This is a genomic window from Acidiluteibacter ferrifornacis, assembly GCF_009909615.1.
Taxonomy (GTDB): Bacteria; Bacteroidota; Bacteroidia; order Flavobacteriales_E; family Vicingaceae; genus Acidiluteibacter; species Acidiluteibacter ferrifornacis.
Genome location: NZ_WWNE01000003.1, coordinates 541,186 through 564,566, shown reverse-complemented (window position 1 = coordinate 564,566; position 23,381 = coordinate 541,186). Strand labels below are relative to the sequence as shown.

General features: G+C 34.5%; 23 protein-coding genes. 13 read left to right on the top strand and 10 right to left on the bottom strand.

All coding sequences use genetic code 11. The annotated features are described in order from the left end of the window. Positions 1-19 precede the first annotated feature (19 nt). Both GQN54_RS02720 and GQN54_RS02715 read left to right on the top strand, forming a co-directional pair. On the top strand, positions 20-1,501 hold the full coding sequence (locus GQN54_RS02720) for an MBOAT family O-acyltransferase (RefSeq protein ID WP_160631707.1): 1,482 nt from the start codon (positions 20-22) through the stop codon (positions 1,499-1,501). Between the two features lie 8 nt (positions 1,502-1,509). Beyond that, positions 1,510-2,463, top strand: coding sequence for a hypothetical protein (locus GQN54_RS02715; protein ID WP_160631705.1), 954 nt, complete (start codon positions 1,510-1,512; stop codon positions 2,461-2,463). Here GQN54_RS02715 and GQN54_RS02710 read toward each other — a convergent pair. From GQN54_RS02710 to GQN54_RS02670, 9 genes are read right to left on the bottom strand one after another with little or no spacing between them, the layout of a single operon-like run. After that, a complete protein-coding gene (locus GQN54_RS02710; protein ID WP_160631703.1) occupies positions 2,460-3,707 on the bottom strand; it encodes a peroxiredoxin family protein in 1,248 nt (415 codons plus the stop codon). The genes GQN54_RS02715 and GQN54_RS02710 overlap by 4 nt on opposite strands. Continuing rightward, entirely contained in the window at positions 3,697-4,524 is an 828-nt protein-coding gene (locus tag GQN54_RS02705) for a 5'-nucleotidase, lipoprotein e(P4) family (protein WP_160631701.1), read from the bottom strand. The genes GQN54_RS02710 and GQN54_RS02705 overlap by 11 nt, the downstream gene beginning before the upstream one ends. After that, positions 4,521-5,171 carry a SanA/YdcF family protein gene (locus tag GQN54_RS02700; protein WP_160631699.1) on the bottom strand — a complete coding sequence of 217 codons (651 nt, stop codon included), beginning with the start codon at positions 5,169-5,171 and terminating at the stop codon, positions 4,521-4,523. Before GQN54_RS02700 ends, GQN54_RS02705 begins: the two co-directional genes overlap by 4 nt. Next, positions 5,171-5,836, bottom strand: a complete 666-nt coding sequence (locus GQN54_RS02695) for a hypothetical protein (protein ID WP_160631697.1) — start codon at positions 5,834-5,836, stop codon at positions 5,171-5,173. Before GQN54_RS02695 ends, GQN54_RS02700 begins: the two co-directional genes overlap by 1 nt. Then, positions 5,823-6,437 (bottom strand): DUF502 domain-containing protein, encoded by a 615-nt coding sequence (locus GQN54_RS02690; RefSeq protein WP_160631695.1) that lies wholly within the window; start codon positions 6,435-6,437, stop codon positions 5,823-5,825. Before GQN54_RS02690 ends, GQN54_RS02695 begins: the two co-directional genes overlap by 14 nt. Before the next feature lie 11 nt (positions 6,438-6,448). Next, positions 6,449-6,904 carry a heme-binding domain-containing protein gene (locus GQN54_RS02685; protein ID WP_160631694.1) on the bottom strand — a complete coding sequence of 152 codons (456 nt, stop codon included), beginning with the start codon at positions 6,902-6,904 and terminating at the stop codon, positions 6,449-6,451. A gap of 19 nt (positions 6,905-6,923) precedes the next feature. Then, positions 6,924-7,163: a rhodanese-like domain-containing protein gene (locus GQN54_RS02680; protein ID WP_160631692.1), complete on the bottom strand. Its 240-nt coding sequence runs from the start codon at positions 7,161-7,163 to the stop codon at positions 6,924-6,926. Positions 7,164-7,168: 5 nt separating this feature from the next. Next, complete coding sequence (locus GQN54_RS02675; RefSeq protein ID WP_160631690.1) at positions 7,169-8,332, bottom strand: serine hydrolase domain-containing protein; 1,164 nt, start codon at positions 8,330-8,332, stop codon at positions 7,169-7,171. A gap of 20 nt (positions 8,333-8,352) precedes the next feature. Beyond that, positions 8,353-9,384, bottom strand: coding sequence for a bifunctional phosphoglucose/phosphomannose isomerase (locus GQN54_RS02670; RefSeq protein WP_160631688.1), 1,032 nt, complete (start codon positions 9,382-9,384; stop codon positions 8,353-8,355). Positions 9,385-9,464: 80 nt separating this feature from the next. On the opposite strand from GQN54_RS02670, the gene lysS reads away from it, so the two are divergent. Further along, entirely contained in the window at positions 9,465-11,195 is a 1,731-nt protein-coding gene (lysS, locus tag GQN54_RS02665; RefSeq protein WP_160631686.1) for a lysine--tRNA ligase, read from the top strand. Positions 11,196-11,330: 135 nt separating this feature from the next. Then, the gene (locus GQN54_RS02660; protein WP_160631684.1) at positions 11,331-12,338 is read left to right on the top strand and encodes an NAD(P)H-dependent glycerol-3-phosphate dehydrogenase; all 1,008 of its coding nucleotides are present in this window, start codon (positions 11,331-11,333) and stop codon (positions 12,336-12,338) included. A gap of 47 nt (positions 12,339-12,385) precedes the next feature. On the opposite strand, the gene uvrC is transcribed toward GQN54_RS02660, so the two are convergent. After that, a complete protein-coding gene (gene uvrC / locus GQN54_RS02655) occupies positions 12,386-14,188 on the bottom strand; it encodes an excinuclease ABC subunit UvrC (protein WP_160631682.1) in 1,803 nt (600 codons plus the stop codon). Between the two features lie 126 nt (positions 14,189-14,314). Here uvrC and GQN54_RS02650 point away from each other — a divergent pair, with 126 nt between their 5' ends. From GQN54_RS02650 to GQN54_RS02610, 9 genes are all read left to right on the top strand, one after another. Next, on the top strand, positions 14,315-15,202 hold the full coding sequence (locus tag GQN54_RS02650) for a MerR family transcriptional regulator (RefSeq protein WP_160631680.1): 888 nt from the start codon (positions 14,315-14,317) through the stop codon (positions 15,200-15,202). A 165-nt stretch (positions 15,203-15,367) separates the two neighbouring features. After that, the gene (locus GQN54_RS02645) at positions 15,368-15,871 is read left to right on the top strand and encodes a sigma-70 family RNA polymerase sigma factor (RefSeq protein ID WP_160631678.1); all 504 of its coding nucleotides are present in this window, start codon (positions 15,368-15,370) and stop codon (positions 15,869-15,871) included. A 10-nt stretch (positions 15,872-15,881) separates the two neighbouring features. After that, the gene (locus GQN54_RS02640) at positions 15,882-17,354 is read left to right on the top strand and encodes a phytoene desaturase family protein (protein WP_160631676.1); all 1,473 of its coding nucleotides are present in this window, start codon (positions 15,882-15,884) and stop codon (positions 17,352-17,354) included. A gap of 4 nt (positions 17,355-17,358) precedes the next feature. Further along, positions 17,359-18,195: a phytoene/squalene synthase family protein gene (locus GQN54_RS02635; RefSeq protein ID WP_160631674.1), complete on the top strand. Its 837-nt coding sequence runs from the start codon at positions 17,359-17,361 to the stop codon at positions 18,193-18,195. 1 nt (position 18,196) lies between these two features. Further along, complete coding sequence (gene idi / locus GQN54_RS02630) at positions 18,197-18,721, top strand: isopentenyl-diphosphate Delta-isomerase (protein ID WP_160631672.1); 525 nt, start codon at positions 18,197-18,199, stop codon at positions 18,719-18,721. A 67-nt stretch (positions 18,722-18,788) separates the two neighbouring features. Continuing rightward, on the top strand, positions 18,789-19,481 hold the full coding sequence (locus GQN54_RS02625; protein WP_160631670.1) for an SDR family NAD(P)-dependent oxidoreductase: 693 nt from the start codon (positions 18,789-18,791) through the stop codon (positions 19,479-19,481). After that, entirely contained in the window at positions 19,481-20,101 is a 621-nt protein-coding gene (locus tag GQN54_RS02620) for a flavin reductase family protein (protein ID WP_160631668.1), read from the top strand. The genes GQN54_RS02625 and GQN54_RS02620 overlap by 1 nt, the downstream gene beginning before the upstream one ends. Before the next feature lie 5 nt (positions 20,102-20,106). Beyond that, positions 20,107-21,408, top strand: a complete 1,302-nt coding sequence (locus GQN54_RS02615) for a cryptochrome/photolyase family protein (RefSeq protein WP_160631666.1) — start codon at positions 20,107-20,109, stop codon at positions 21,406-21,408. 184 nt (positions 21,409-21,592) lie between these two features. Next, a complete protein-coding gene (locus tag GQN54_RS02610) occupies positions 21,593-23,284 on the top strand; it encodes a T9SS-dependent choice-of-anchor J family protein (RefSeq protein ID WP_160631664.1) in 1,692 nt (563 codons plus the stop codon). Positions 23,285-23,381 lie beyond the last annotated feature (97 nt).

Sequence of the window (23,381 nt, the reverse complement as noted above, 5' to 3'; positions counted from 1 at the left end):
CCCAACAAAAAATTAATTTGTGCTTTTTAATTCACTAGCATTTGCATTATTTCTACCAGTAGTATTTTTGCTCTACTGGTTCGTATTTAATAAGAGTGTGAGAAGACAAAATATTTTAGTCCTTCTCGCCAGCTACTATTTCTACGGTTCTTGGGATTGGCGTTTTTTGTCATTAATCTTTTTGAGTTCTATTTTAGATTACATCGTAGGGCATAAAATTTATGGAACAGAAGATGAGAAAAAACGAAAACGATTGCTCATCGTTAGCATTGTTTTTAACCTCGGAATGTTGGGCTTTTTCAAGTATTACAACTTTTTCGTTGATTCATTCATTGCACTTTTTTCTACGGTTGGAATCCAATTAACCAAAGGCACCTTAGAAGTTTTATTGCCTGTCGGAATTAGCTTTTACACCTTTCAAACATTAAGTTACACCATTGATATTTATCGCAGAAAATTAGCACCAACCAAAGACCCGGTTGCCTTTTTTGCTTTCGTTGCCTTTTTCCCTCAGTTGGTAGCAGGGCCTATTGAACGAGCGATAGATTTATTGCCACAATTTCATAGAGAACGAAAATTCCATTACAAAGAAGCCACAGCAGGATTGCGAAAAATTCTTTGGGGCTTATTCAAAAAGGTGGTGGTTGCGGATAATATTGCTAAGTATGTAGCCATAGTTTACAGCTCACCTGAGGATTACTATGGATTGTCAGTAATACTAGCAATGGTGCTTTTTACAATACAAGTCTACTGTGATTTTTCTGGCTATTCCGATACCGCAATTGGAGTAGCTCAATTGTTTAATTTTAAACTTGCAGTCAACTTTAGAACACCTTTACAATCCCAATCGATGAAGGAGTTTTGGTCACGTTGGCACATTACTTTGTCATCTTGGTTTAGGGATTATTTATACATTCCCTTAGGCGGAAATAGAGGAACAAAAGCACGTTGGTTTTCGAACCTATTCATTACTTTTTTGATTAGTGGGTTATGGCATGGCGCCAGCTGGGCTTTCGTTATTTGGGGTGCTTTAAATGGCATTTATCTAATTATAGAAGTGTTGTTAAAATCGTTCTTTGAAAAATTCAATAAGGTCATAGGTTTAGTAAAATTTCCACGTTTATTGACAGTGATTAAAGTCTTCATCACCTTTAATCTATTTGCCTTTTCGTTACTCATATTTAGAGCTGAATCAGGTGAAGATGCACTAGTGTTGATACAACACTTATTGGTGAATATTGGTGAACAAATAAGTAGTTTCAGCAACTTTAAAGAAGTAATAAAAGAGATTTTTGTCAATAGCCGATCATTGATTTATCTGATGATGTCGATTGGTATTTTAGCCATTGTAGATTTTACGATTGGAAAAAGAAGTATTGAGGATTTTATTTATAAAATTCCAAGACCACTAAGGTTTGGGATTTATTTTTTCTTAATTGGATGGTTCCTCATTTTTGGGGCTTTTGAGAATCCACAAGAATTTGTGTATTTCCAATTTTAGTGATTGATATGAAGAAATTTATAAAGTACATAGCATTGTTTTCTCTGCCTTTTATAGCATTGTTTATTGCTTTATTAGTCTCTCCTTATTCTAAAAAATATGGCTATCATTTCCGTAAAAATGTAGACTGCAATACCTCTTGGATTTATTACCGACTGTATGAAAATGCAGCTCCAATAGATGTGGCTTTTTTAGGGACTTCTCACACTGGTTGCAGCATCAATGATTCTTTGATAGAACGGACTATAAAATCTAAATATGGACGAATTATTAAGACTTCTAACATGTCATACTGCACCAATGGTAGAAACATTCAGCTTCCACTATTAAATGACATTATAAGTACTAAAACACCAAAATTAGTGGTTATCGAAGTGATGGAAATGGAGAGCAAAAGGTCGCATCAAGATTTTCCTTACATAGCAGATTCTAAGACTGTACTAAGCTCCTTCTCTATCCATAATTTCCAGTACTTTTCAGAGGTTATTGAGTTGGCTAAGAGTCGTTTTTCATATTTGCGAGACCACTATATATATAGAGTTGATATGGATGCTCCTAAAAACTATAGAAGTGATTTTATGTACCAACCTTTTGACTTTAATGCTGATTCAGATGACTTGGCACAACATAAAGCGTATAAAATGAAAAAGGTTGCTAAAGGGATCTCAGGTTTAACAGAATTTCAATTACAATACCCAAAGAGTTATCTAGTTAAAATGGTTGAACGCTTAAATGAAGAGCAAATTCCTTTTGTGTTCTTATATATTCCTCCATATGGGTTGGAAATAAACCAGCCATTGCACTATGACTTCCTTACTCAATATGGAGAAGTTTGGCTACCGCCAGCTTCAATTTTCGAAAATCAAAAACATTGGGTGGATGGTGAACATTTAAATTACAATGGATCAAAAGAACTGAGTAAATGGTTGGTAGATCAGATTAATCAGAAAGTTAACAACTAATTTTCCTCTAAAAGCCGTTCTATTTTAACTCTCGTTTCTTTTACATATTCCTCATAATAATTGCCAGTACCAGGTCCATAAAACCCAGTATGAATGGAAACTATCTCCCCTTTTTTGTTCAAAAGAATTGCAGTAGGGTAGGACATGATATGATTCAACATCGGAAGTTTATCAACTGCATTATCATTTCTAGTTTCTCCCGCTATAAGCACTTCGTATGGCAGTTGAAGTTTGTTTTGCATTCGTTGCAGGTTATTCATTGATTTTTCTTTCGTTTTAGCGCGTTCAAATGCCAATGCTATCACTTCTAGTCCTTGACTATTATATTCGTTGTAAAACTGCTTAAAAAGCATAGATTCGTCCATACAGTTTGGACACCAGCTTCCCATTATTTGAACTAGAACTACCTTATTCTTGAATTGATTATCAGTTAAACTGATGGAATCGCCTTTAAGGTTTTCAAAACTAAATGATAGCGATTCATATCCTTCTTTTATGAATGTCAATGAGTCTGGATTTTTTAAGGTGGCAGCATCATTGATTATTCCAGAAAAGGGTTCAGAATAATGAGTACCAGAATAAAAAGTTCCATCTATGATGCTATCTTCAACTGCTGCAATAAACAAGAAGGCATGAGATCCATCAAAAGTGGATAAATACAAAGTCTGTCCAATCAGTTGTCCTTCTAGATATCGATAATCACCAGTTTCAGTAGCAAAAGACCCCTTTACTTGATTTCCTTTTTGTTGAAACAGTCCAATAGCTTTGTATTCATCTTCAGTACCTGGACTAAATGATACTTCATATTTTGGAGCTAACTCCATGGCAGCATCTGCTGTAGATTCAAATCGATGAGATTCTCCCCTAGTAAACTTAACATCTATTGTATAGTCGTCTGATTTATAGTAATTAAACCACTTTCCTGATAATAAACTATCTCCATCAATTTTCAACTTAAACTCCGAATCAAAAATGGCCGTTTTGATAAAAACAGAATCGTTAACTACTTTTACATCTGTCGTTTCTAAACTTTCTTCTCCATTTTTAATCGTGAATAAATAAGATTCTCCGGATTTGGTAATAGTGGAGTTAAAGGGCAATATTACCCCTTCTTTTAAGGTCATTTCTACCCGCCACTCGCCACTTTTCAGAGTTGGCGATGATGAGGTTTTTTCTTTTGGCTGACATCCAAAAAGGGTTAGAAGTCCAAAACCTAAACTTGTATATTTTAATTTATTTACCAATGCTATATATGTTTAATGCGTTCATTCTATTACTGTCTTTTTGGGCATTTGATCTACTGAAATCATAGTTATACAAAGCTCCTTCCCATTCTCCATACATAGGGTTAGGAAGAATAATCAGTTTATCTCCAAACAAGGGTCTAAAGTTGGCCACATTCTTTTTGCGATCTATTACTGTTGCTTTATCGAAAACACCATTAAAATCACCTAAATTGTCTCCAAACATCAACACAACTTCATATTTGTCTGATACTATTTCACGACGTTCGTCTTTACTAGAGGTGGTAGATTTTAAATAATAATTTTCTTTTGCAATAGTATCTACTCCGCGATCAATAATATTTTGGTATGTATCGTCTAACTCTTCTTCCATACGATTTGAAATAAAAACTACTTCAACACCTTTACTTTTGGCATACTGAATAAACTCTAGTGCTCCAGGTACTAAGTCAGCACTTTGCATAGCAGTCCATTCCATCCAAGTTTTTTTACTGTAGCTGATTTGGTTGGCAATTAAGGTTGCATTATAGGGAGAATTGTCTAGCACCGTTTCGTCGATATCCATAACTACCGCTAAAGGTTTGTCAGGATTTTTCTTTTCAGCGACAATTTCATCAATTCGTCTTTCACCAATATTGTAAGCTTGATAACAGAGGGCTTCGTATTCAGCAGAGTGTTGTTGCCATAAAACAGCTCCAGTGGAATATTCTGTTGGATTTTTTTTAATAATAACTTCTTCTACTTTATCAACTTTTGGCTGACAGCTTGAAAAAGCAATAACTGTTATTAATACAGTGGGAAACAGTAAATTTTTCATGATTCAATTTCAATTTTTTCACCTAAAAATTTAGGTTTTGTATTTAATAAATAGATATCTAAAAGCACTTTTACTCGTGCAAACTTTTCTCTTAGTTGAGTTTTAAAACCACTATAGTCACTTACATCTTTGGCATTATAACCGATTACATCCATCCCGTTTTTTCGACCTATGAAGATTGCTCTTTCATTATGAAATGGTTGAGAAATTACTATAAGTTCTTGCTGTCCGAAAACTTCTTTTGCTCTTATCATAGAGTCGAAGGTACGGAAGCCAGCATAGTCTAAAACTATACGATCTTCAGGAATACCATGCTTTATCAATTCCTTTTTGATGGTAATAGGCTCGTTGTATTGTTTGGTGGCGTTATCACCGCTGACCAAAATATAGTCTATTTTTTGACTGTAGAATAATTGGCTTGCTGCATCAATACGGTAACTAAAATATAGGTTTTTAGTGCCATTGGAGATGTATTTACTTGTGCCTAACAGCAGTCCAACTTTTTTGTATGGGATGTCTAAAACAGAATCATACATTAAGCCTTTATTCGAGTTGCTGATATAATTATCGCACGCAATAGCTAAGTATAAAACTAGGGTGTATACCACTAAGGAATAGGAAAGTATAGTGGATAACCATTTGGTCATTATCGAATACTATTTAATTCTGATTGAGTTGTTTTAACAGCTTCTTCGCTTTTGATAATTGCAGCATCTATTTTTTCTTGATCTGCAATATTCTCTTTTAGTTTTAATTCTGCTTCTTCAATAGATTCCTTCCATTTTTTCAAGTTCTTTTCCAGTTTTTCTTTCTCTCGAACCAACTGCCTTTTCTTGCTTGTTAATTGATTGTTTTCTCGTTCTTTACTTTGCAGTTTGGCGTTTGTTTTTGTTTTAGAATGATCAAAAGCAAATGTTCGAATAAAGCTTTTTGCTGCTTCTCCTTTTGCACTCGAAGGGTCAATGTAGTCTGTGCCTACTTCTATGGCTACTATTATTTTTGAAGTAGAATCGTTTAGCTCATAAGTTCTGAAGTAAATATTTTGCGGGGTAGATCCGAATAAAGGAATCATTGTACTGGAAGAGATTAAGTCTCGCTTACTTTTTTTCACTTTTCCATCATACTCCTTCATTAGCTCTCTCCAAGCTTTTTCAATGTCAGAAGAAGTTGAATTATAAATAATTGTCTCAAAAGATTTATTAGTAACTCCGACCACTTCACTGGAAGCGGTTACTTCAACTACTTTTTGTGATTTGGAAACGAAAGCCAACACACAAAAGAAACTGGCTAGAAAAAATTTATGTATTTTCATGATTTTCAGAATTTTCTACGGAAGTTACACCTCCAGAAATAATTAATTTCATGATGTCGGCAGATTTGGCATTCAATGGAGTTACAGCAGTTTTAGGCACAATAACTACTTCTCCAGAAACGGCGTAAGAAAATGGTAAATAAACCACTACTTTCTCATCACTAAGTCCTAAATCAGAAACATCATCTTTAGTAACAAAACCCATTCTTTCTATTAATGGATCTTTTTGAATCATTACCAAAACTGGTCTGCTAAATTGTTTCTTGCTCCCCACAAATGCATTCATCAAGTCTTTAATGGATGTGTAAATCAACTTGATTAAAGGGGTTCGCATTATTGCTCGTTCAAAAGGTCGGAGTAATGCCGATAAATAGGTAGAAAACAAATAGCCAACCAAAGTAATGAATCCTAGTATAATCAACAGACCTAGCCCAGGTATATCTATAGGGATTAAATTATCTATTAATAAAATGGATTGAACTACTATGTAAATAGTAATGGCAATAGGCATCAGGTAAAATAACCCTTGCAAAAAATACTTGATAAGCTGCTTAAAACCTTTGTCTTTCTGGTAAGGTTCAAGACCGTTACTCGTGTCCATGACTCAAATAATTAATTTACTTTATACTGTTGTCTTTGTGCTTTAAACCAAATCATTAAAAGTTCTCTTTGCTCCTCGCTTAGCTTGGCTTCAGCATGCGTATAGGTATATTCTTCTAATGGCATTTCTCCTTTTTCTAACTCCTCAACACACTCTTCCAATTTGTGATCAGCTTTTTTATCTGAATAGGTAGTCCATTTACTGAAGTTTAAGTGTTTTCTTCCATCTTCAATATGCTCAGCTAGCCACCACGAAATAGGAGCGATGTTACTGTAAAATGGATATTCAGTTTTGTAAGAATGACAATCATAACACGCGCTTTCTATTAAAATTTGCAACTCTTCAGTTGCTACGTGATGGGTGAAAAAGTCTTCTTCTTTGGTGTGCTCTGGCACAGATTTATCAATCGTAAAAAATTGACAAACAATGAATACAACTAGTAATCCTAACCCTACTTTTTTCAACATAATTCTATGATTTTAGTTTTTAAATTAAATCGGTCCAGCCACCACCATTTTCGCAATCGATACCGAATTGTCTTAAATAAAGCATCGCTTGTTCACTTCTATAGCCACTTTTGCAGCATAGGATTATGGGCTTTTCCATGGTTTTAAACTCTTCTACTTTTTCAGGAACCTCTTGCAAAGGTATGTTAATGCTTCCTTCAACATGTCCACTTTTAAATTCTTCAATTGAACGTACGTCTACTATTGTCTTTTTTTCCATGCTTTTTAATTTTTCAATCGTTTTGCCATATCAATATAGTGCAATAAATCTAGAGGTACATTATTTACTTTTTCTTCATATCGCTTTCTCCCTAGTCTAACAATAATCAACTCTTCATCTGGGAGAGCTACGATATATTGCCCTTGAATTCCTCTAGCGTAAATTACTTTTTGTTGTTGGTAATAGGTCATCCATATTTGGTAACCATAATAATCTACTAAATCTCCATTTAGTGTTTTTGAGTTTACAGGTTGAATAGCCTGTTCAAAATAATTTTGGGATAGAATAACCTGGTCGTTTATGGTTCCATAGTTTAAGATTAATCTTCCAATTTTTCCAAAATCACGTGCATTACTGTAAAAACAACAATACGCTTTTTCAAGACCATTCTCAGCATCCAAATTCCATAGTGCACTCTCTTTAGCTCCAATAGGTTGCCAAATTTTTTCGCTAAAATATTCACTAACCGTTTTACCTGTAGCTTTTCGAATGATAAAACTCAGTAGTAAGGTGTTTCCTCCTTGATACATCCATACAGATCCCGGAGCTTGAGTCACTTCTTTGTGGACCGTTAAATCATATAAGTCGTCTCCGTAATAAGCTTTCGCCATAAAACCAAAAGGATCGCCATAGCTTTCTCCAAAATCAATTCCAGAGTTCATTTGCAAAAGATGCTTAATAGTAACTTTTGCCTTTTCGCCACTCTTAAATTCTGGCAAAAAATCTCCCAGCTTCTGATCGACACTTTTGATATACCCTTCATCAATTGCAGCACCTATTAATAGTCCAATAAATGATTTTGCAACTGAAAAGGTGTTGGTTTTACTGGTGTCATTGAATTGATTCCAATAATTTTCATGAACAATGGAATCTTTGTGAAAAACTAAAAAGGCAACAGATTTTAACTCTTCGTGTAAATTCAACTCTTCAGTAGTCAGTTTTTTGGAATTATAATTAACCGACGAGGGCCATATAAAAGGCTTTTTTGAAGCTTTAACAACCCGATTTTCAAAAATGGAATATTCATCGATACTAGGGCCACTTCTTCCTTTTAAATAGGTATTAGAGACTGCTTTAATTAAATGGCCATTTCCTGTAAATAAGGCCAATAAACAAGCTGTTGCAATGAAAATTGCAAGAATGAATAGAATTCGGATTACCTTTTTCATATAAAGGCAATTTAAGAAAATTAAATTTTAGAAAGGAACGTCTTCAATCCAGTGATGACATCAACTTCAACAGCATCAATCTTTTTAATATCAGCTAAATAGAATGAAATCCAGTCTTCTAAATGGATGTGATAAAGAATATTGGCTAATCTACTGTCTCCTTTTGAATAGATATCAATAATTGTTGAGGTATACTTACTAAAGATATTCTCTTTGTTGTACTCCATTCGTTTTTGATTCCGATCATAATCGATGTTGTTTCTCAATAAAACCACTGCCAGGTTTTCATCTTTTGTTCTCCAACCCACTAACTCATTGTGATTCATTTCAGGAATCACGTGATGCCAACAAAGCATTTTAGAGTTTTCATTAATTTGCTGTCTAAATCGAACTGCAACACCCTCAAAGGAGGCATCAGCATATATAATTGGCATTTTATTGTGCAACTGCTTAGCAACAGATTGAGCTTCCAACTTAATATTCTCTTCTTCTTTATTGAGCAAAGAAATGGCATCAACCAATTCTGTCTCCATGTCTGAAGGAATTACCTTATAAAAAGAAAGGACTTGTAACAATTGTGGAAACGATAATCCAAAAGCTGCTCGAGGTGGAAAACCAGCAGGAATTTGAATATGGTTAAATCCTTTCTCTTTCGCTATATCTATGAACTTACCACCTGAGCTGATAATCGCAATTTCTGCTCCTTTTTGAACGGCTTGCTCATACATTTTAATCGTTTCTTCTGTATTTCCTGAGTAAGAACAACATATGACTAAAGTGTGCTCATTAACAAAAGACGGTATGATATAATCTTTGTTGATTACGAATGGACACTTCGCGACATCGCTTACTAACTGAGCAACTATGGTTCCACCAATACCAGAGCCACCTAAACCACAAATCAAAACATTTTGAATGCTTTTTGAAGTGGGTTGAAAAGATTTTGCTTTACCAATCTTAATAGATTGCTCTAAATGACTTGAAAAGTCTGCGATATGTTGATCCATCATAATGATTTCATTTTGGCTCACAAAATAAAGGAAAAAATACATAGGAGCAATAAGTTGCCAGTAGAGGAATTCTTAATTCTTTATTAGAATTAATATCTTTGCGAAAAATTTAGCCAATACAGATGCAAAGAGAATTATCAGAACAAGAAATTGTGCGTAGAGATGCGCTAAAAAGAATCAAAGAATTGGGTATAGATCCTTATCCAGCAGACCTTTTCCCGGTGAATGTGTCGGCTAAAGAGATTCACGACAATTACGAAAGAGATAAACTATCTTATAAAAACATCTGTATCGCTGGTCGTTTGATGAGTACACGTGTGATGGGAAAGGCTTCTTTTTCTGAAATACAAGATTCTTCAGGTAGAATCCAAGTATACGTGAACAGAGATGAAATTTGTCCAGGTGAGGATAAAACACTTTATAACGAGGTTTATAAAAAGCTGTTGGACATCGGGGATATCATTGGAATAAAAGGATACGTATTTACTACTCAAGTTGGGGAAATTACCATCCATGCCACTGAATTAGTTTTATTGACTAAATCACTTCGTCCTATTCCAATCGTAAAAACGGATAAAGAAGGAAATATTCATGATGGGTTTAATGACCCAGAAACGAGATACCGTCAGCGATATGTTGATTTAATTGTAAATCCACATGTGAAAGATGCTTTTGTGAAAAGAACTCAGCTAACGAACAGCATGAGGAATTACCTAAACAATAAAGGGTATATGGAAGTTGAAACTCCTATTTTACAACCTTTATATGGAGGTGCAGCAGCTAGACCTTTTAAAACGCATCATAACACCTTGGATATGCAATTGTATTTGCGTATAGCGAATGAGTTGTATTTAAAGAGATTGATCGTTGGAGGGTTTGATGGAGTTTATGAGTTTGCAAAAGACTTTAGAAACGAAGGAATGAGCCGTTTTCACAATCCTGAGTTTACTCAAATGGAGTTATATGTGGCTTATAAGGATTATGAGTGGATGATGGATTTAGTAGAGGAAATGGTTGAAAAAATTGCCATGGACATTCATGGTAAGACTGAAGTACAGGTTGGTAATAATGTAATTAATTTCCAACGTCCTTGGAAGCGTTTTACGATGTATGGTGCGATTGAGCATTTTACAGGAATTGATGTCTCTAAAATGACAGAAGAAGAAATGTTTAATACTGCCAAGAAACTTGGAATAGAAGTGGACGAAACAATGGGTAGAGGAAAACTGATTGATGAGATTTTTGGTGAGATGTGCGAAGGAAAGTTGATTCAGCCAACCTTTATTACTGACTATCCTGTAGAGATGTCCCCATTGGCAAAGAAGCATAGAAGTAAAGAAGGTTTAGTAGAACGTTTTGAAGCCATTTGTAATGGTAAAGAAATATGTAATGCTTTCTCCGAATTGAACGACCCAATTGATCAACGAGCACGTTTTGAAGAGCAATTAGAATTAGGGAAAAGAGGTGATGAAGAAGCGATGGTTTTAGACGAAGACTTCTTAAGAGCGATTGAATATGGAATGCCTCCTACAGCTGGTTTAGGAATCGGAATCGATCGTTTATCCATGATTATGACCAATTCAAACTCTATTCAAGATGTATTGTTCTTCCCTCAAATGCGTCCACAGAAAAAAGTAAGAGTAGTAGAGCTGGACGATGAAGAGAAAAGCGTATTGGCTTACATAAAATCAAAAGAAAAAGCAGAAATTGGAGCTGCAAAATCTGGATACCAAGAATCCCACGAAATAAGTAATAAGAAGTGGGACAAAGCCATCAAAAAACTAAGAGAGGAAAAGTTGATTGCTTTTTCTAAGAATGAACAAGGAGAGGCAATTATTGAATTTATACAATAATTTAAAGCAATAAGAAGACTAAAATCGAGGCCCAAAACCTCGATTTTTTATTGAAAGGTGCTATTTCCTTACGTTTGTATTTGGTCTATTCAGAAGATTCGTTTTAGAAAAGCCTTTTAATTATATTTGTTAGATATGGAATTGAAACAACCGAAAAATATCGCTGTAATAGGTGGAGGAAGCTGGGCAACTGCTATTGTAAAAATGCTTTGCAACAATATTGAAGGAAAGGTATTTTGGTGGATGCGTAATGCAGATAAAGCAAATTATATTAACAAGTACCATCACAATCCTAGGTATTTGTCTTCCATACAATTTGATAAGGAGAAAATTCATGTAAGCAATGACTTAGAAGAAGTGTTAGACTCTTCAGATTGGATTGTAATGGGAACTCCTGCAGCCTTCCTTTCAGATGTGTTCGAAGGAAAGGGTTCTCTAGGACTTGAAAATAAAATAATTTTCTCTGCAATAAAGGGTATTGTGCCTGAATATCATGCTATTCCTGCACGTTATTTTCACAAGCAATTTGGAACACCTTACGAAAATATTGGAATTATTTGTGGTCCTTGTCACGCTGAAGAAGTAGCATTAGAACGGTTGTCTTACCTAACTTTTGCTTGCCAAACAGAAGAGAATGCAGCAATTATGGCGAGTTTATTCGAATGCAGATACATTAAAGTTTCTACTTCCGATGATTTATTTGGAACGGAGTTATCAGCTGTACTTAAAAACGTTTATGCTATTGCTGCAGGAATTTGTCATGGTTTGGGCTATGGAGATAACTTCCAAGCAGTTTTAATTGCTAATGCGATTCAAGAAATTGAAAAGTTTGTTGATGCCGTCAACCCTATACATCGTGATGTTAAGTCGTCGGCCTACTTAGGTGACTTGTTGGTGACAGCATATTCTCAGTTTTCAAGAAATAGAACGTTCGGTAGTATGGTTGGTAAAGGTTATTCTGTAAAATCGGCTCAATTTGAAATGAACATGACTGCTGAAGGATATTATGCGGTAAAAAGTATCATTGAAATCAATAAGAAGTTCAATGTGGAAATTCCTATTGCCGAAGCTGTTTATCGAATTCTATACGAGAAAATTAGCCCAGCTATTGAAATGAGAATTTTGACAGATAAATTGACTTAGATGTATTGAGTAGCATTCAACAGGAAACAGTTAGATAGTAAGTAAAATTACCCCTCCTTATGAAAATGCTCATAGACCAACTTGGCTTTACTAAATCCAATAATTTCTTCTAAGTCTTTTAGTTGCAATTCTTTTACCCGTTTAACAGATTTAAAACGTAAGAGCAACTCTTTGGCCGTTTTTTCTCCGATGCCTTTTATTTCGGAAAGTTCAGATTGAATGGCTCCTTTAGAACGTCTATTTCTATGGTGAGTAATTCCAAAACGGTGTGCTTCATTTCTTAGTTGCTGTATAACTTTCAGGCTTTCTGAAGATTTTTTCAAGTATAAAGGTAAGCTATCACCCGGAAAGTAAATTTCCTCTAAACGCTTTGCAATCCCTATGATGGCGATCTTCCCTCTTAATCCCAATTTTTCTAAACTTTTTAATGCTGCTCCAAGCTGTCCTTTTCCCCCATCAATAACAATTAACTGAGGTAGCGATTCCCCTTCTTCAATTAACCGTTTATAGCGTCGGTATACCACTTCCTCCATTGAGGCAAAGTCATCTGGCCCTTCCACAGTTTTGATATTAAAATGGCGGTAATCTCTTTTTGCCGGTTTAGCATTTCGAAAAACAACACAAGCACCAACTGGATTACTTCCTTGAATATTAGAGTTGTCAAAACATTCTATGTGTTGAGGTAATTCACTCAATCTTAAGTCGGCCTTTAATTGTTCTAAAATTCGTTTAGAATGTCTTTCAGGATCTACTCGTTCAGCTTGTTTTTTACTTTCTAGTCGATAAAATTTTGCATTTCGTTCCGACAGTTCAAGTAGCTTCTTTTTATCCCCCCTTTGAGGAATAGTAAAAAATGAGTTGGGAATACTAAAGTCTAGTTCAAACGGGACAATGATTTCTTTAGATTCAGATTCGTACCTTGTTCTAAGTTCTAGCATTCCAATCGCCAGTAGTTCTTCATCCGTCTCATCCAACTTTTTTTTCAGTTCAACCGTGTGAGCTTGAATAATCGCTCCATTCACCACTCTCATGTAGTTGACAAAACCTGTTTTTTCATCACTTTGAATACTGAAAACATCTACGTTGTTAATAGTAGGACTAACCACAGTACTCTTATTTTGAAAGGTTTCTAAAGCAGCAATCTTTTCTTTTACTTTATGGGCATTTTCGAAATCTAATGCATCTGCATATTTGTGCATGATTTCTTTCAACTGTTTGTTAATTTCTGAGATGTTTCCTTTTATGATACCTCTGACTTCCTTGATCATCTCATTGTAATCTACCTCTTCTTGTAGGCCTTCACAAGGTCCTTTGCAATTGCCTATGTGATATTCTAAGCATACTTTGAATTTATGATTATTAATGTTTAAAGGAGATAAATTTAAAGTGCAACTTCTTAATGGATAGAGCTGTTTTATGAGTTCTAGTACGGTATACATCATGCGAACCGAGGGATATGGACCAAAATACTCTGATCCATCTTTTATCTTATTTCTAGTCGCAAAAACTCTGGGAAACCGTTCATTTTTAATACAAATCCAAGGGAATGTTTTATCATCCTTTAAAAGAACATTATATCTAGGCTGATATTTCTTTATAAGGTTATTCTCCAGCAATAAAGCATCAAGTTCTGTATCAACAATAATGTATTTTATATCGGCTATTTTCTTTACTAAAACCCTTGTTTTTCCACTATCTAGATGCTTATTGTTAAAATAAGAACTGACCCTGTTTTTGAGATTTTTAGCTTTTCCAACATAAATAATAGTTCCCTCCTTATCAAAATATTGATATACGCCTGGTTTTTTAGGAGCTGATTGTATAATGGATTTGAGGTCTGCTTTTGGCATGCATCAAAATTACGTAGAGATTATTAATTGGTGATTGAGTACAAAATCTATTGTAAATTAGCCGTCCAAACATTTTATTCAAATGATTGTTCATGTATTTATAGCTTATTAATATAGAGATATCAAATGGCGAAGTACAACATAAAAGATCTGGAGCAGATTACTGGAATAAAAGCGCACACTATTCGTATTTGGGAAAAAAGATACAACCTCATTCATCCCAACCGGACGGAAACCAACTTCAGAACTTATAATGATGAACAATTAAAAAAGCTATTAAACATTGCTATTCTTAATCGATCTGGATTAAAAATTTCAAAGATTGCTGAACTTAAGCAAGAGGCGATCGCTCAGAAAGTAGCAGAATACCTCAATACCGACACCAATACGGTTCAAAAAATTGACAGTTTACTTCAACCATTAATGGATTTGGATGAGGTTGATTTTATACAGAAGGTTGATGCATTCATTGCTGAATCAGGCATGGAAACTGCCATGACGGAAATCGTATATCCATTTTTACACAAGGTGGGCTCTTTATGGTTATCGGATAGCATTTCTCCTGCTCAAGAACATTTTGTAAGTAATATTATTCGTCAAAAGATCATTTCAGAAACTGATAAATTTTCTTACTTATCCCCCAATTACAAAACTTTTCTGTTGTTTTTGCCTGAGCATGAAATGCACGAACTGAGCTTATTGTTTTCAAATTATTTAATACGAAAAAGAGGACACAAGGTCATATATTTGGGTCAGTTTGTTCCATTTGCTGATGTTCAACGTGTGTGCAAAAGTCATCCAAATATCGATTGTATTGTTAGTTCATTCACAGCCCCATTTCCCGATATTGATATTCAAAGTTATATCGATGGTCTTTCTAAGGAGGGCAAAGGAAAAACGATTGTCCTTTCAGGTTTTCAACTTCAACATCAACCATTAAAGCTTCCGAATAATATAAAGACTTTTAAAAAAGTTAATGGTTTCGTAAAATTCTTGGACAATAATCTTGTTTAATATATTTTTAATTTTATTAAACATCATAACTCATTGAATTATAATTTATTGAGTGTTGTTTTTTGCTTTTTTTAATAAATTTTAGCAAAAAAAGTGCTCTGGTTTTTTGATTTGTGTTTAACTAAAACATACATTTGTTAAACAAAATTTAAAAAACATTAAGCTATGACAGCAATAGAGTTTAACAATCAGATCGTTTCGCTTCAGAATCCATTAAAGTATTTTGCATTAAAATTGACGGCAGACCAAGAGGACGCGAATGATTTATTGCAAGAAACATTGCTTAAAGCATTACGATATAGAGAAAAGTTTGTTGATCCAACAAATTTAAAAGCTTGGATGTATACCATAATGAAAAATACATTCATCAATAATTATAGAAGGGTTTCTCGTCAAAAAACCATTATCGATTCTACGGAAGAATCTTATTTTTTAAATATCTCAAAAGAATCGGCATCAGAGACGCCTGATTCGGCTTTGCGGTATGAGGAAATTAAGAAAGAGGTAGATCGGTTAGAGGATGATGTAAGAATTCCATTTGATATGCATAATAGTGGTTTCAAGTATAAAGAAATTGCAGATGAACTGAATATGCCAATAGGTACAGTGAAAAGCAGAATCTTCCTGGCACGTAAAAAATTAACATCAGCTTTAGAGGATTACGCTTAGATTTGAAAGTATGAGTAAGCAAATTGCAATAATAGGTTCGGGTTTTTCATCGCTTTCTGCAGCGTGTTATTTGGCGAAAGCTGGATATCAGGTAGAGGTATTTGAAAAAAATGAACAAACAGGTGGTAGAGCTCGACAATTTTCAAGTGATGGTTTCACTTTTGATATGGGACCAAGTTGGTATTGGATGCCAGATGTGTTTGACCGTTTTTTTGCAGATTTTAGTAAAAAAGTATCAGATTATTATCAGTTATTGCGATTGGATCCTTCATATAGTGTTTACTTTCAAAACGGAGAAAAATGGGATATTCCTGCTGACTATTCCGCATTTAAAGCGTTATTAGAATCTAAGGAAGTAGGAGCAAGTGATCGATTGGATCAGTTTATAGCTGACGCCAAGTATAAATATGATGTGGGTATTAATGACCTAGTGACCAAGCCGTCTTTATCATTCACAGAATTTATAGATTGGAGGGTGATAGTAGGCTCATTAAAGTTGAACTTATTTAATTCTTTTAGTGATCACGTTAGAAAGTATTTTAAACATCCAAATATCATTGAATTGATGGAGTTTCCAGTGCTTTTTTTAGGGGCAAAGCCTTCAAAAACTCCGGCTTTATATAGCCTTATGAATTATGCTGACATTTCATTAGGAACATGGTACCCTCAAGGCGGAATGTACAACATTGTGGCTGCAATGACAAAGTTGGCAAGCAGTTTGGGTGTGAAATTTCACTTAAATCATAGAGTCTCAAAAATAGAAGTAAAAGAAGGAACAGCTAATGGTATAGTTGTTAATGATAAATACTTAAATTTTGATGCAGTTGTAGCAGGTGCAGATTATCATCATGTGGAGCAACATCTTCTAGAGGCTAAATATCGTAAGTATGATCAAAAGTATTGGGATTCTAGAATCATGGCACCATCCAGTTTAATTTATTACTTGGGGTTTGATAAAAAGATTGATGGTTTACAACACCATAATTTGTTTTTTGACGAATCTTTTAATGATCACGCAATAGAAATATATGATACACCCAAGTGGCCAAGCAAACCTCTGTTTTATGTTTCTTGTCCATCGAAAATAGATCCAACAGTAGCTCCTGAGGGACATGAAAACATTTTTATACTTATTCCCACCGCCCCAGACATGAAAGAGGATAAAGAGTTGATGGAGATGTACTTAAATGATGTTTTGAAGAGAATGGAACGACTGTTAAAAACGAACTTAAAAAACAATATTATCTATAAGCGGTTTTACGGATATTCTGACTTCGTTTCGGATTATAATTCTTTTAAAGGAAACGCATATGGATTGGCTAATACATTGAGTCAAACGGCTATTTTTAAGCCGTCTATGATTAATAAGAAAGTGAAAAACCTATTCTTTACCGGTCAATTAACCACACCTGGACCTGGTGTACCACCTTCTATTATTTCGGGGAAAGTGGTTTCAGAGCTAGTTCAAAAAAAAGTAAATTAGAAAGATGAAGGCACTCTACGATAAAACCTCAAATAGAATTAGTAAACTAATTACAAATGCATATAGTACTTCATTTTCAATTGGTATCTATGTGTTAGATAGAAAAATTCATCAACCGATTTATGCCATCTATGGGTTTGTAAGGTTAGCAGACGAAATTGTCGATTCTTTTCACGACTTTGATAAATTAAAACTTTTACAAGAATTTAAAGCTGACACTTATCAATCAATAGCGGAAGGTATAAGTTTAAATCCTGTATTGAATGCATTTCAGGCCACTGTTAATCAATACGGGATTGAGAAGGAGTTGATTGAAGCATTTCTTTACAGTATGGAAATGGATTTATCTCAAAAAGTGTTTGATCAAGAGAGTTTTGAAAAGTATATATTAGGGTCAGCGGAAGTGGTTGGACTAATGTGTTTAAGGGTTTTCTGTCAAGGAAATGAAGAACAATATCAACATTTAAAGCCTTCTGCAATGAAATTGGGAGCCGCTTTTCAAAAAATCAACTTTTTAAGGGATTTAAAGCAAGACTTTAAGGATATGGGAAGAAGTTATTTTCCAAATGTAGACCTAGGCTCTTTTAGTGAGTCGTGTAAAAAGAATATTGAAGCAGACATTGAGCAGGACTTTAAAGACGCCTATATTGGAATTAAGCAATTGCCTAAAAATTCTAGACTCGGAGTGTATACCGCATACGTTTATTACTATGCTCTTTTTAAAAAAATCCAGAGCACCGCTCCTTCGACAATTTTAGCCAAGAGAATTCGTATTCCTAACAATAAAAAATATGGTTTGTTATTGAGTTCGTATATTAAACACAGTTTTAACATTTTATAATTTGGGGAAGTCAGTAATTTTAGTGGATAAATCTGATAATCAGATTGGAATAATGGAAAAAATTGAAGCTCATGAAAAAGGTTTGCTTCATAGGGCTTTCTCTGTTTTCATTTTCAATCAGCACAATCAAATGATGATTCATCAGCGAGCATTAAATAAATATCATTCTCCAGGCTTATGGACTAATGCCTGTTGTAGTCATCAACAGCCTGGAGAGTCCAATGAACAAGCTGCTCATCGTAGACTGTTAGAAGAAATGGGATTTGATTGCGAACTGGTGAAACAATTTGAATTTACCTACAGAGCAGAGTTTTCTAATGGATTAATAGAGCATGAATATGATCATGTATTTATTGGGCATTACTCAAATCATCCTCAACCAAATGTCTTAGAGGTAAATGATTGGAAGTGGGTAGATATTAGCTACTTAGAAGTTGACACTCTTGAAAATCCTGAGAAGTATACTCCTTGGTTTTTGATGAGTTGGGAGAAAGTAGTCAAGTCACGTTTGGAAAAAAGAGCCTAGTGAAACGTTTCTATACAATGTTACTTTAAACATTTACTCATTTCTATTGTTCCAATAATAAAAGAAAATGAGTAAAAAGTATTTAGTAGTCGGAGGAACCTCAGGAATTGGTAATCAGATTGTACGTCAGTTAGTCAGTCTTGGTTACGAGGTTATTGTTGCTTCTAGAGAAAGCAACAATATTGAAGATTTGAATAACGTTAGCTTTCAAAATATTGACGTAACAGAAACTTTTGAATTAGACCTTCCTGAAAAATTGGATGGTTTGGTGTATTGTCCGGGCTCAATAAGTCTAAAACCCTTTCACCGAATAAAAACAGAAGAATTTTTGGATGAATTACAATTAAATACTTTAGGTGCTACAAAAGTGATTCAACAAGCATTGTCAGCATTAAAAAAGTCTGAAAATGCTTCAATAGTGATGTTTAGTACAGTAGCTGTTCAAACTGGGCTTACTTTTCATACATCAGTGGCTATGGCTAAAGGTGCTTTAGAAGGTTTTGGAAGGGCACTCGCTTCAGAATTAGCACCAAAGATTAGGGTTAACCTTGTTGCTCCATCATTAACCGAGACACCCTTAGCGAGTAATTTACTATCATCTGAAGAAAAACGAAAAGCGAATGCAGAACGTCATCCACTAAAAAAAATAGGATTAGCAACTGATATTGCTAATGCTGCGGTTTTTTTACTGACAGAGAAATCTTCGTGGATTACCGGACAAGTATTGCATGTTGATGGGGGAATGGGTAGATTGAAATAATGAAAAAAATAGTTAGTAAAAAAGACATTGCGCACCTAGACCAGCGATTTCGAGCCAATTTCATCAATTCAATTGAGGGTTTCAAAGCTTTGAATTTAGTGGGAACAATCCATTCAAATGGGGGTACTAATTTAGCTCCCTTTAATTCTATTTTCCATATAGGAGCTAATCCACCTTTAATTGGGATGGTTTCTCGTCCGGATACTGTGGATCGTCATACTCTAGAAAATATTAGAAGTACTGGTCAGTTCACTCTAAATCATGTGAATGAAACTATTTATAGAAAAGCGCATCAATCTGCTGCAAGGTATGATACCAACGTATCTGAGTTTAAAGCAGTAGGACTGAATGAACAATTTATAAATGGCTTCTCTGCTCCTTTTGTTCAAGAGAGTAAGCTTAAAATGGGTCTGGAACTGCGAGAAATTAAAACCGTTGAATTGAATGGAACCTACATCATAATAGGTGAAATTATACATATAGAAATGGCAACGAATAAAATATCTGAAGATGGCTTTGTCGATATTCAGCAACTAGGAACCATAACAGTAGCTGGATTAGATGCCTACTACAAAACTTCCTTGCTTGAACGATTACCTTATGCAAAACCTTTAATGTAAATAAAGTGAAAAACGAAAAAGTAGCTATTTTCTGGTTTAGAAGAGATTTAAGGTTACAAGATAACACAGGCTTGTACCATGCCCTTTCTGGTGAAGAAAAAGTACAACCTATTTTTATTTTTGATGAGGAAATATTATCAGACCTTAAAAACAAAGCAGATGCAAGGGTTAGTTTTATTCATCAGAATTTGAGTGATATAAATGAATCTTTAAAAACTAAAGGGACTAGTATAAAGGTATATCACGGAAAACCTAAGGAAGTATGGAAGCAAATTGTGGAAGATTTTAAAGTTCATTCGGTCTATTCAAATCGCGACTATGAGCCTTATGCTAAAGAACGCGATGAGTGGGTAAGGAAATTTTTAAATGCTAAAGATATTTCTTTTTATAGTTTTAAAGATCAAGTAATTCTTGAACCAGGACAAGTGTTAAAAGATGATGGGACGCCATATTTAGTATATACTCCTTATAGCAGGAAATGGAAATCAGTATTGCAGAAAAATCAATTAGAGTCATACTCATCTGCACTGCGATTTGATGGGTGGAATCCGTCCGAATTCAAACCTCCAACTTTAAATGAGTTAGGGTTTGAGTTAACCAATATTGAAATACCTAGTTCTAAACTTAAAGATGAAATTTTAGAAGCTTATGCAGAGGAGCGTGATTTTCCAGCTAAGGGCAGTACTTCTAAGTTAGGTGTTCATCTTAGGTTTGGTACGGTTTCTATACGAGAAATTGCCACAAGAGCTAAGGAAAAGAGTGAGGTGTTTTTAAATGAATTAATATGGAGAGAGTTTTTTATGACCATATTGAATTATTATCCAGATGTTGTTTCGAATAATTTTCATCGGAAGTACGATGCTGTAAGATGGAGAAATAACGAAGAGGAGTTTCAGTTGTGGTGTGAGGGTAAAACAGGATACCCATTGGTAGATGCGGGTATGAGAGAATTAAATCAGACGGGGTTTATGCACAACAGGGTACGAATGGTTGTAGCAAGCTTTTTAACAAAACATTTATTAATTGATTGGAGGTGGGGAGAAGCTTATTTTGCAGAAAAGCTATTAGACTATGAATTGTCTGCCAATAATGGAAATTGGCAGTGGGCAGCTGGAACAGGGGTAGACGCAGCACCATATTTCAGAGTTTTTAATCCATCTGAACAAATCAAACGGTTTGATAAAGATTACCAATACATCAAAAAATGGGTAAAAGAATGGAATACAGACCAATACCCTGATCCAATAGTAGAACACAAAATGGCTAGAAATAGGGCTTTAGATACATACAAAAATGCGCTGAGTTAGGTTTAAATCAATTAATAGCAAGAGATAACATCAAATAACCATTCGTCACTCCTATTACCCTTTTATATTTTTTAACAAGTATTCCCTCTTATTAATAGTAAATTTGGCGACCCTAAAAGCAAAGGACATTACTAATTTGAATTATTAACCAGTTCATTCAAATTGATTGAACAAATATTTTTATATGAATAGATTTTACAAAATTTTGGGAGCAGCTCTTCTTGGCATGACTAGCTTTAGCTCAACCGCACAAACAGTTTTTTCAGAAAATTTTAACAGCTCAGCGTCTTTAGCCAATTGGACTTTACTTGATTTAGATGGTAATACACCCCAAGCGAATTACGCTTTTTTTACTGATGCTTTTATCTCTTTCCCAGATCCGGATAGTTCTGTAGTAGGTGATACTTGTGTTGCAAGTACTTCTTGGTTTACTCCAGCAGGTACTGCGAATGATTACATGATATCACCTTCAATGCTACTTCCTCAAAATGCAGTTTTGTCTTTTGATGTGCGAGCTTCAGATGCAAATTTTCCTGATGGATATCAAGTGTTAATTTCCACAACTACTCCTGATACTGCAGGTTTAAATGCTAACCCAGTTTTATTAAATGTACCTGCCGCAACAGGTGTATGGACCAATAGAACCGTTGATTTATCTGCTTATGCGGGCCAAACGGTTCATTTAGCGATAAGAAACAACTCCACTGATATGAACATCTTATTGATCGATAATTTTGTTGTTTCTGTTGTTCCAGCTTTCGAAGTTGAATTGTTGGCAACGAATAGACTGTCAGAATATACTCAACTGCCTTCTAACCAAACGGACTCGATCGTTTTTGCGGCAATAGTTGGTAATAATGGTACTGATACTTTGAAAAGTTTGAAAGTAAACTATAGTGTAAAAAGAGGTTCTACCGTTGTTTATACTGACAGTTCAGCTTTAGCTTCATTGGCACCAAACGCAACTAACACTTTTGTTAAACTTGCGAACTATATGCCTACTATGACTGGTGTTTACACGGTAGATTATGTTGTTTCTCATTCAAATGTAGACGCAACGTTATCTAACAATATGGGCTCTTCTGATACATTAATTGTAACAGATACTACAATTGCTAGAGATAACGGTATTGCTACAGGTTCTTTAGGAATTGGAGCAGGCATCAAAGGTGAATTAGGTTCTGTTTATGCTATCGCTAATAGTGATACTTTAACTTCAGTTTCTGTATTTATCAGAAATGCTACAGGTTCTATGACTAATCAGCCTGTGAGCGCTCAAGTGAGAAGTTTTTCTAATGGTTTGCCTGGTAGTGTTTTAGCTACAACAGATACTATTACTTACACAAATACAGGTGCTTCTTATGCTACTTTAACGTTTAATAATGCAGGTGGATATGTAATTCTTCCTGCTGATTCATTCTTTGTAGGTGTAGAAGAGCAAGATTCTAATATAACAATTGGTACAACTCCAACTAAATTTATACAGAATACAAATTTTGTAACCTTTGGAACAACTCCTTGGACGCCAAATGAAAACTTCAACTTTAATGTGACTTATATGATTCGTCCAAATTTTGGAACTCCAAGAACTGTCACTGTTGGGAATAATGAAATTTTGAGTGCTACATCTGCAATTAAAGTTTATCCAAATCCGTCAAATGGATTCATTACTTTAAATATTACTGATGAAAATAAAATTGGTACTGTTCAAGTAGAAGTATATGACATTACAGGAAAAGTAGTTTACAATAACAATTTCTCTGGAGCAAATACAGTACAAGAGCAAATTGACTTATCGGGATTGAACAATGGAATGTATTTCTTGAGAACGAATATCAATGGAAACAATACTATTCAAAAAGTGACAATCAAATAAGTCAACTTTTAGATCAAACGAAAGGGCGAAGTCAATATTGATTTCGCCCTTTTTTTTTAAAAATTTTTAGTTTCGGCAACTATTTATTTCTTTTATT

Coding starts and splice junctions, on each gene's coding strand:
- GQN54_RS02715 (WP_160631705.1), top strand. CDS start 1,510: ATGAAGAAATTTATAAAGTACATAGCATTGTTTTCTCTGCCTTTTATA.
- GQN54_RS02705 (WP_160631701.1), bottom strand. CDS start 4,524: ATGAAAAATTTACTGTTTCCCACTGTATTAATAACAGTTATTGCTTTT.
- GQN54_RS02700 (WP_160631699.1), bottom strand. CDS start 5,171: ATGACCAAATGGTTATCCACTATACTTTCCTATTCCTTAGTGGTATAC.
- GQN54_RS02695 (WP_160631697.1), bottom strand. CDS start 5,836: ATGAAAATACATAAATTTTTTCTAGCCAGTTTCTTTTGTGTGTTGGCT.
- GQN54_RS02690 (WP_160631695.1), bottom strand. CDS start 6,437: ATGGACACGAGTAACGGTCTTGAACCTTACCAGAAAGACAAAGGTTTT.
- GQN54_RS02685 (WP_160631694.1), bottom strand. CDS start 6,904: ATGTTGAAAAAAGTAGGGTTAGGATTACTAGTTGTATTCATTGTTTGT.
- GQN54_RS02680 (WP_160631692.1), bottom strand. CDS start 7,163: ATGGAAAAAAAGACAATAGTAGACGTACGTTCAATTGAAGAATTTAAA.
- GQN54_RS02675 (WP_160631690.1), bottom strand. CDS start 8,332: ATGAAAAAGGTAATCCGAATTCTATTCATTCTTGCAATTTTCATTGCA.
- GQN54_RS02670 (WP_160631688.1), bottom strand. CDS start 9,384: ATGTATTTTTTCCTTTATTTTGTGAGCCAAAATGAAATCATTATGATG.
- lysS (WP_160631686.1), top strand. CDS start 9,465: ATGCAAAGAGAATTATCAGAACAAGAAATTGTGCGTAGAGATGCGCTA.
- GQN54_RS02660 (WP_160631684.1), top strand. CDS start 11,331: ATGGAATTGAAACAACCGAAAAATATCGCTGTAATAGGTGGAGGAAGC.
- uvrC (WP_160631682.1), bottom strand. CDS start 14,188: ATGCCAAAAGCAGACCTCAAATCCATTATACAATCAGCTCCTAAAAAA.
- GQN54_RS02650 (WP_160631680.1), top strand. CDS start 14,315: ATGGCGAAGTACAACATAAAAGATCTGGAGCAGATTACTGGAATAAAA.
- GQN54_RS02645 (WP_160631678.1), top strand. CDS start 15,368: ATGACAGCAATAGAGTTTAACAATCAGATCGTTTCGCTTCAGAATCCA.
- GQN54_RS02640 (WP_160631676.1), top strand. CDS start 15,882: ATGAGTAAGCAAATTGCAATAATAGGTTCGGGTTTTTCATCGCTTTCT.
- GQN54_RS02635 (WP_160631674.1), top strand. CDS start 17,359: ATGAAGGCACTCTACGATAAAACCTCAAATAGAATTAGTAAACTAATT.
- GQN54_RS02625 (WP_160631670.1), top strand. CDS start 18,789: ATGAGTAAAAAGTATTTAGTAGTCGGAGGAACCTCAGGAATTGGTAAT.
- GQN54_RS02620 (WP_160631668.1), top strand. CDS start 19,481: ATGAAAAAAATAGTTAGTAAAAAAGACATTGCGCACCTAGACCAGCGA.
- GQN54_RS02610 (WP_160631664.1), top strand. CDS start 21,593: ATGAATAGATTTTACAAAATTTTGGGAGCAGCTCTTCTTGGCATGACT.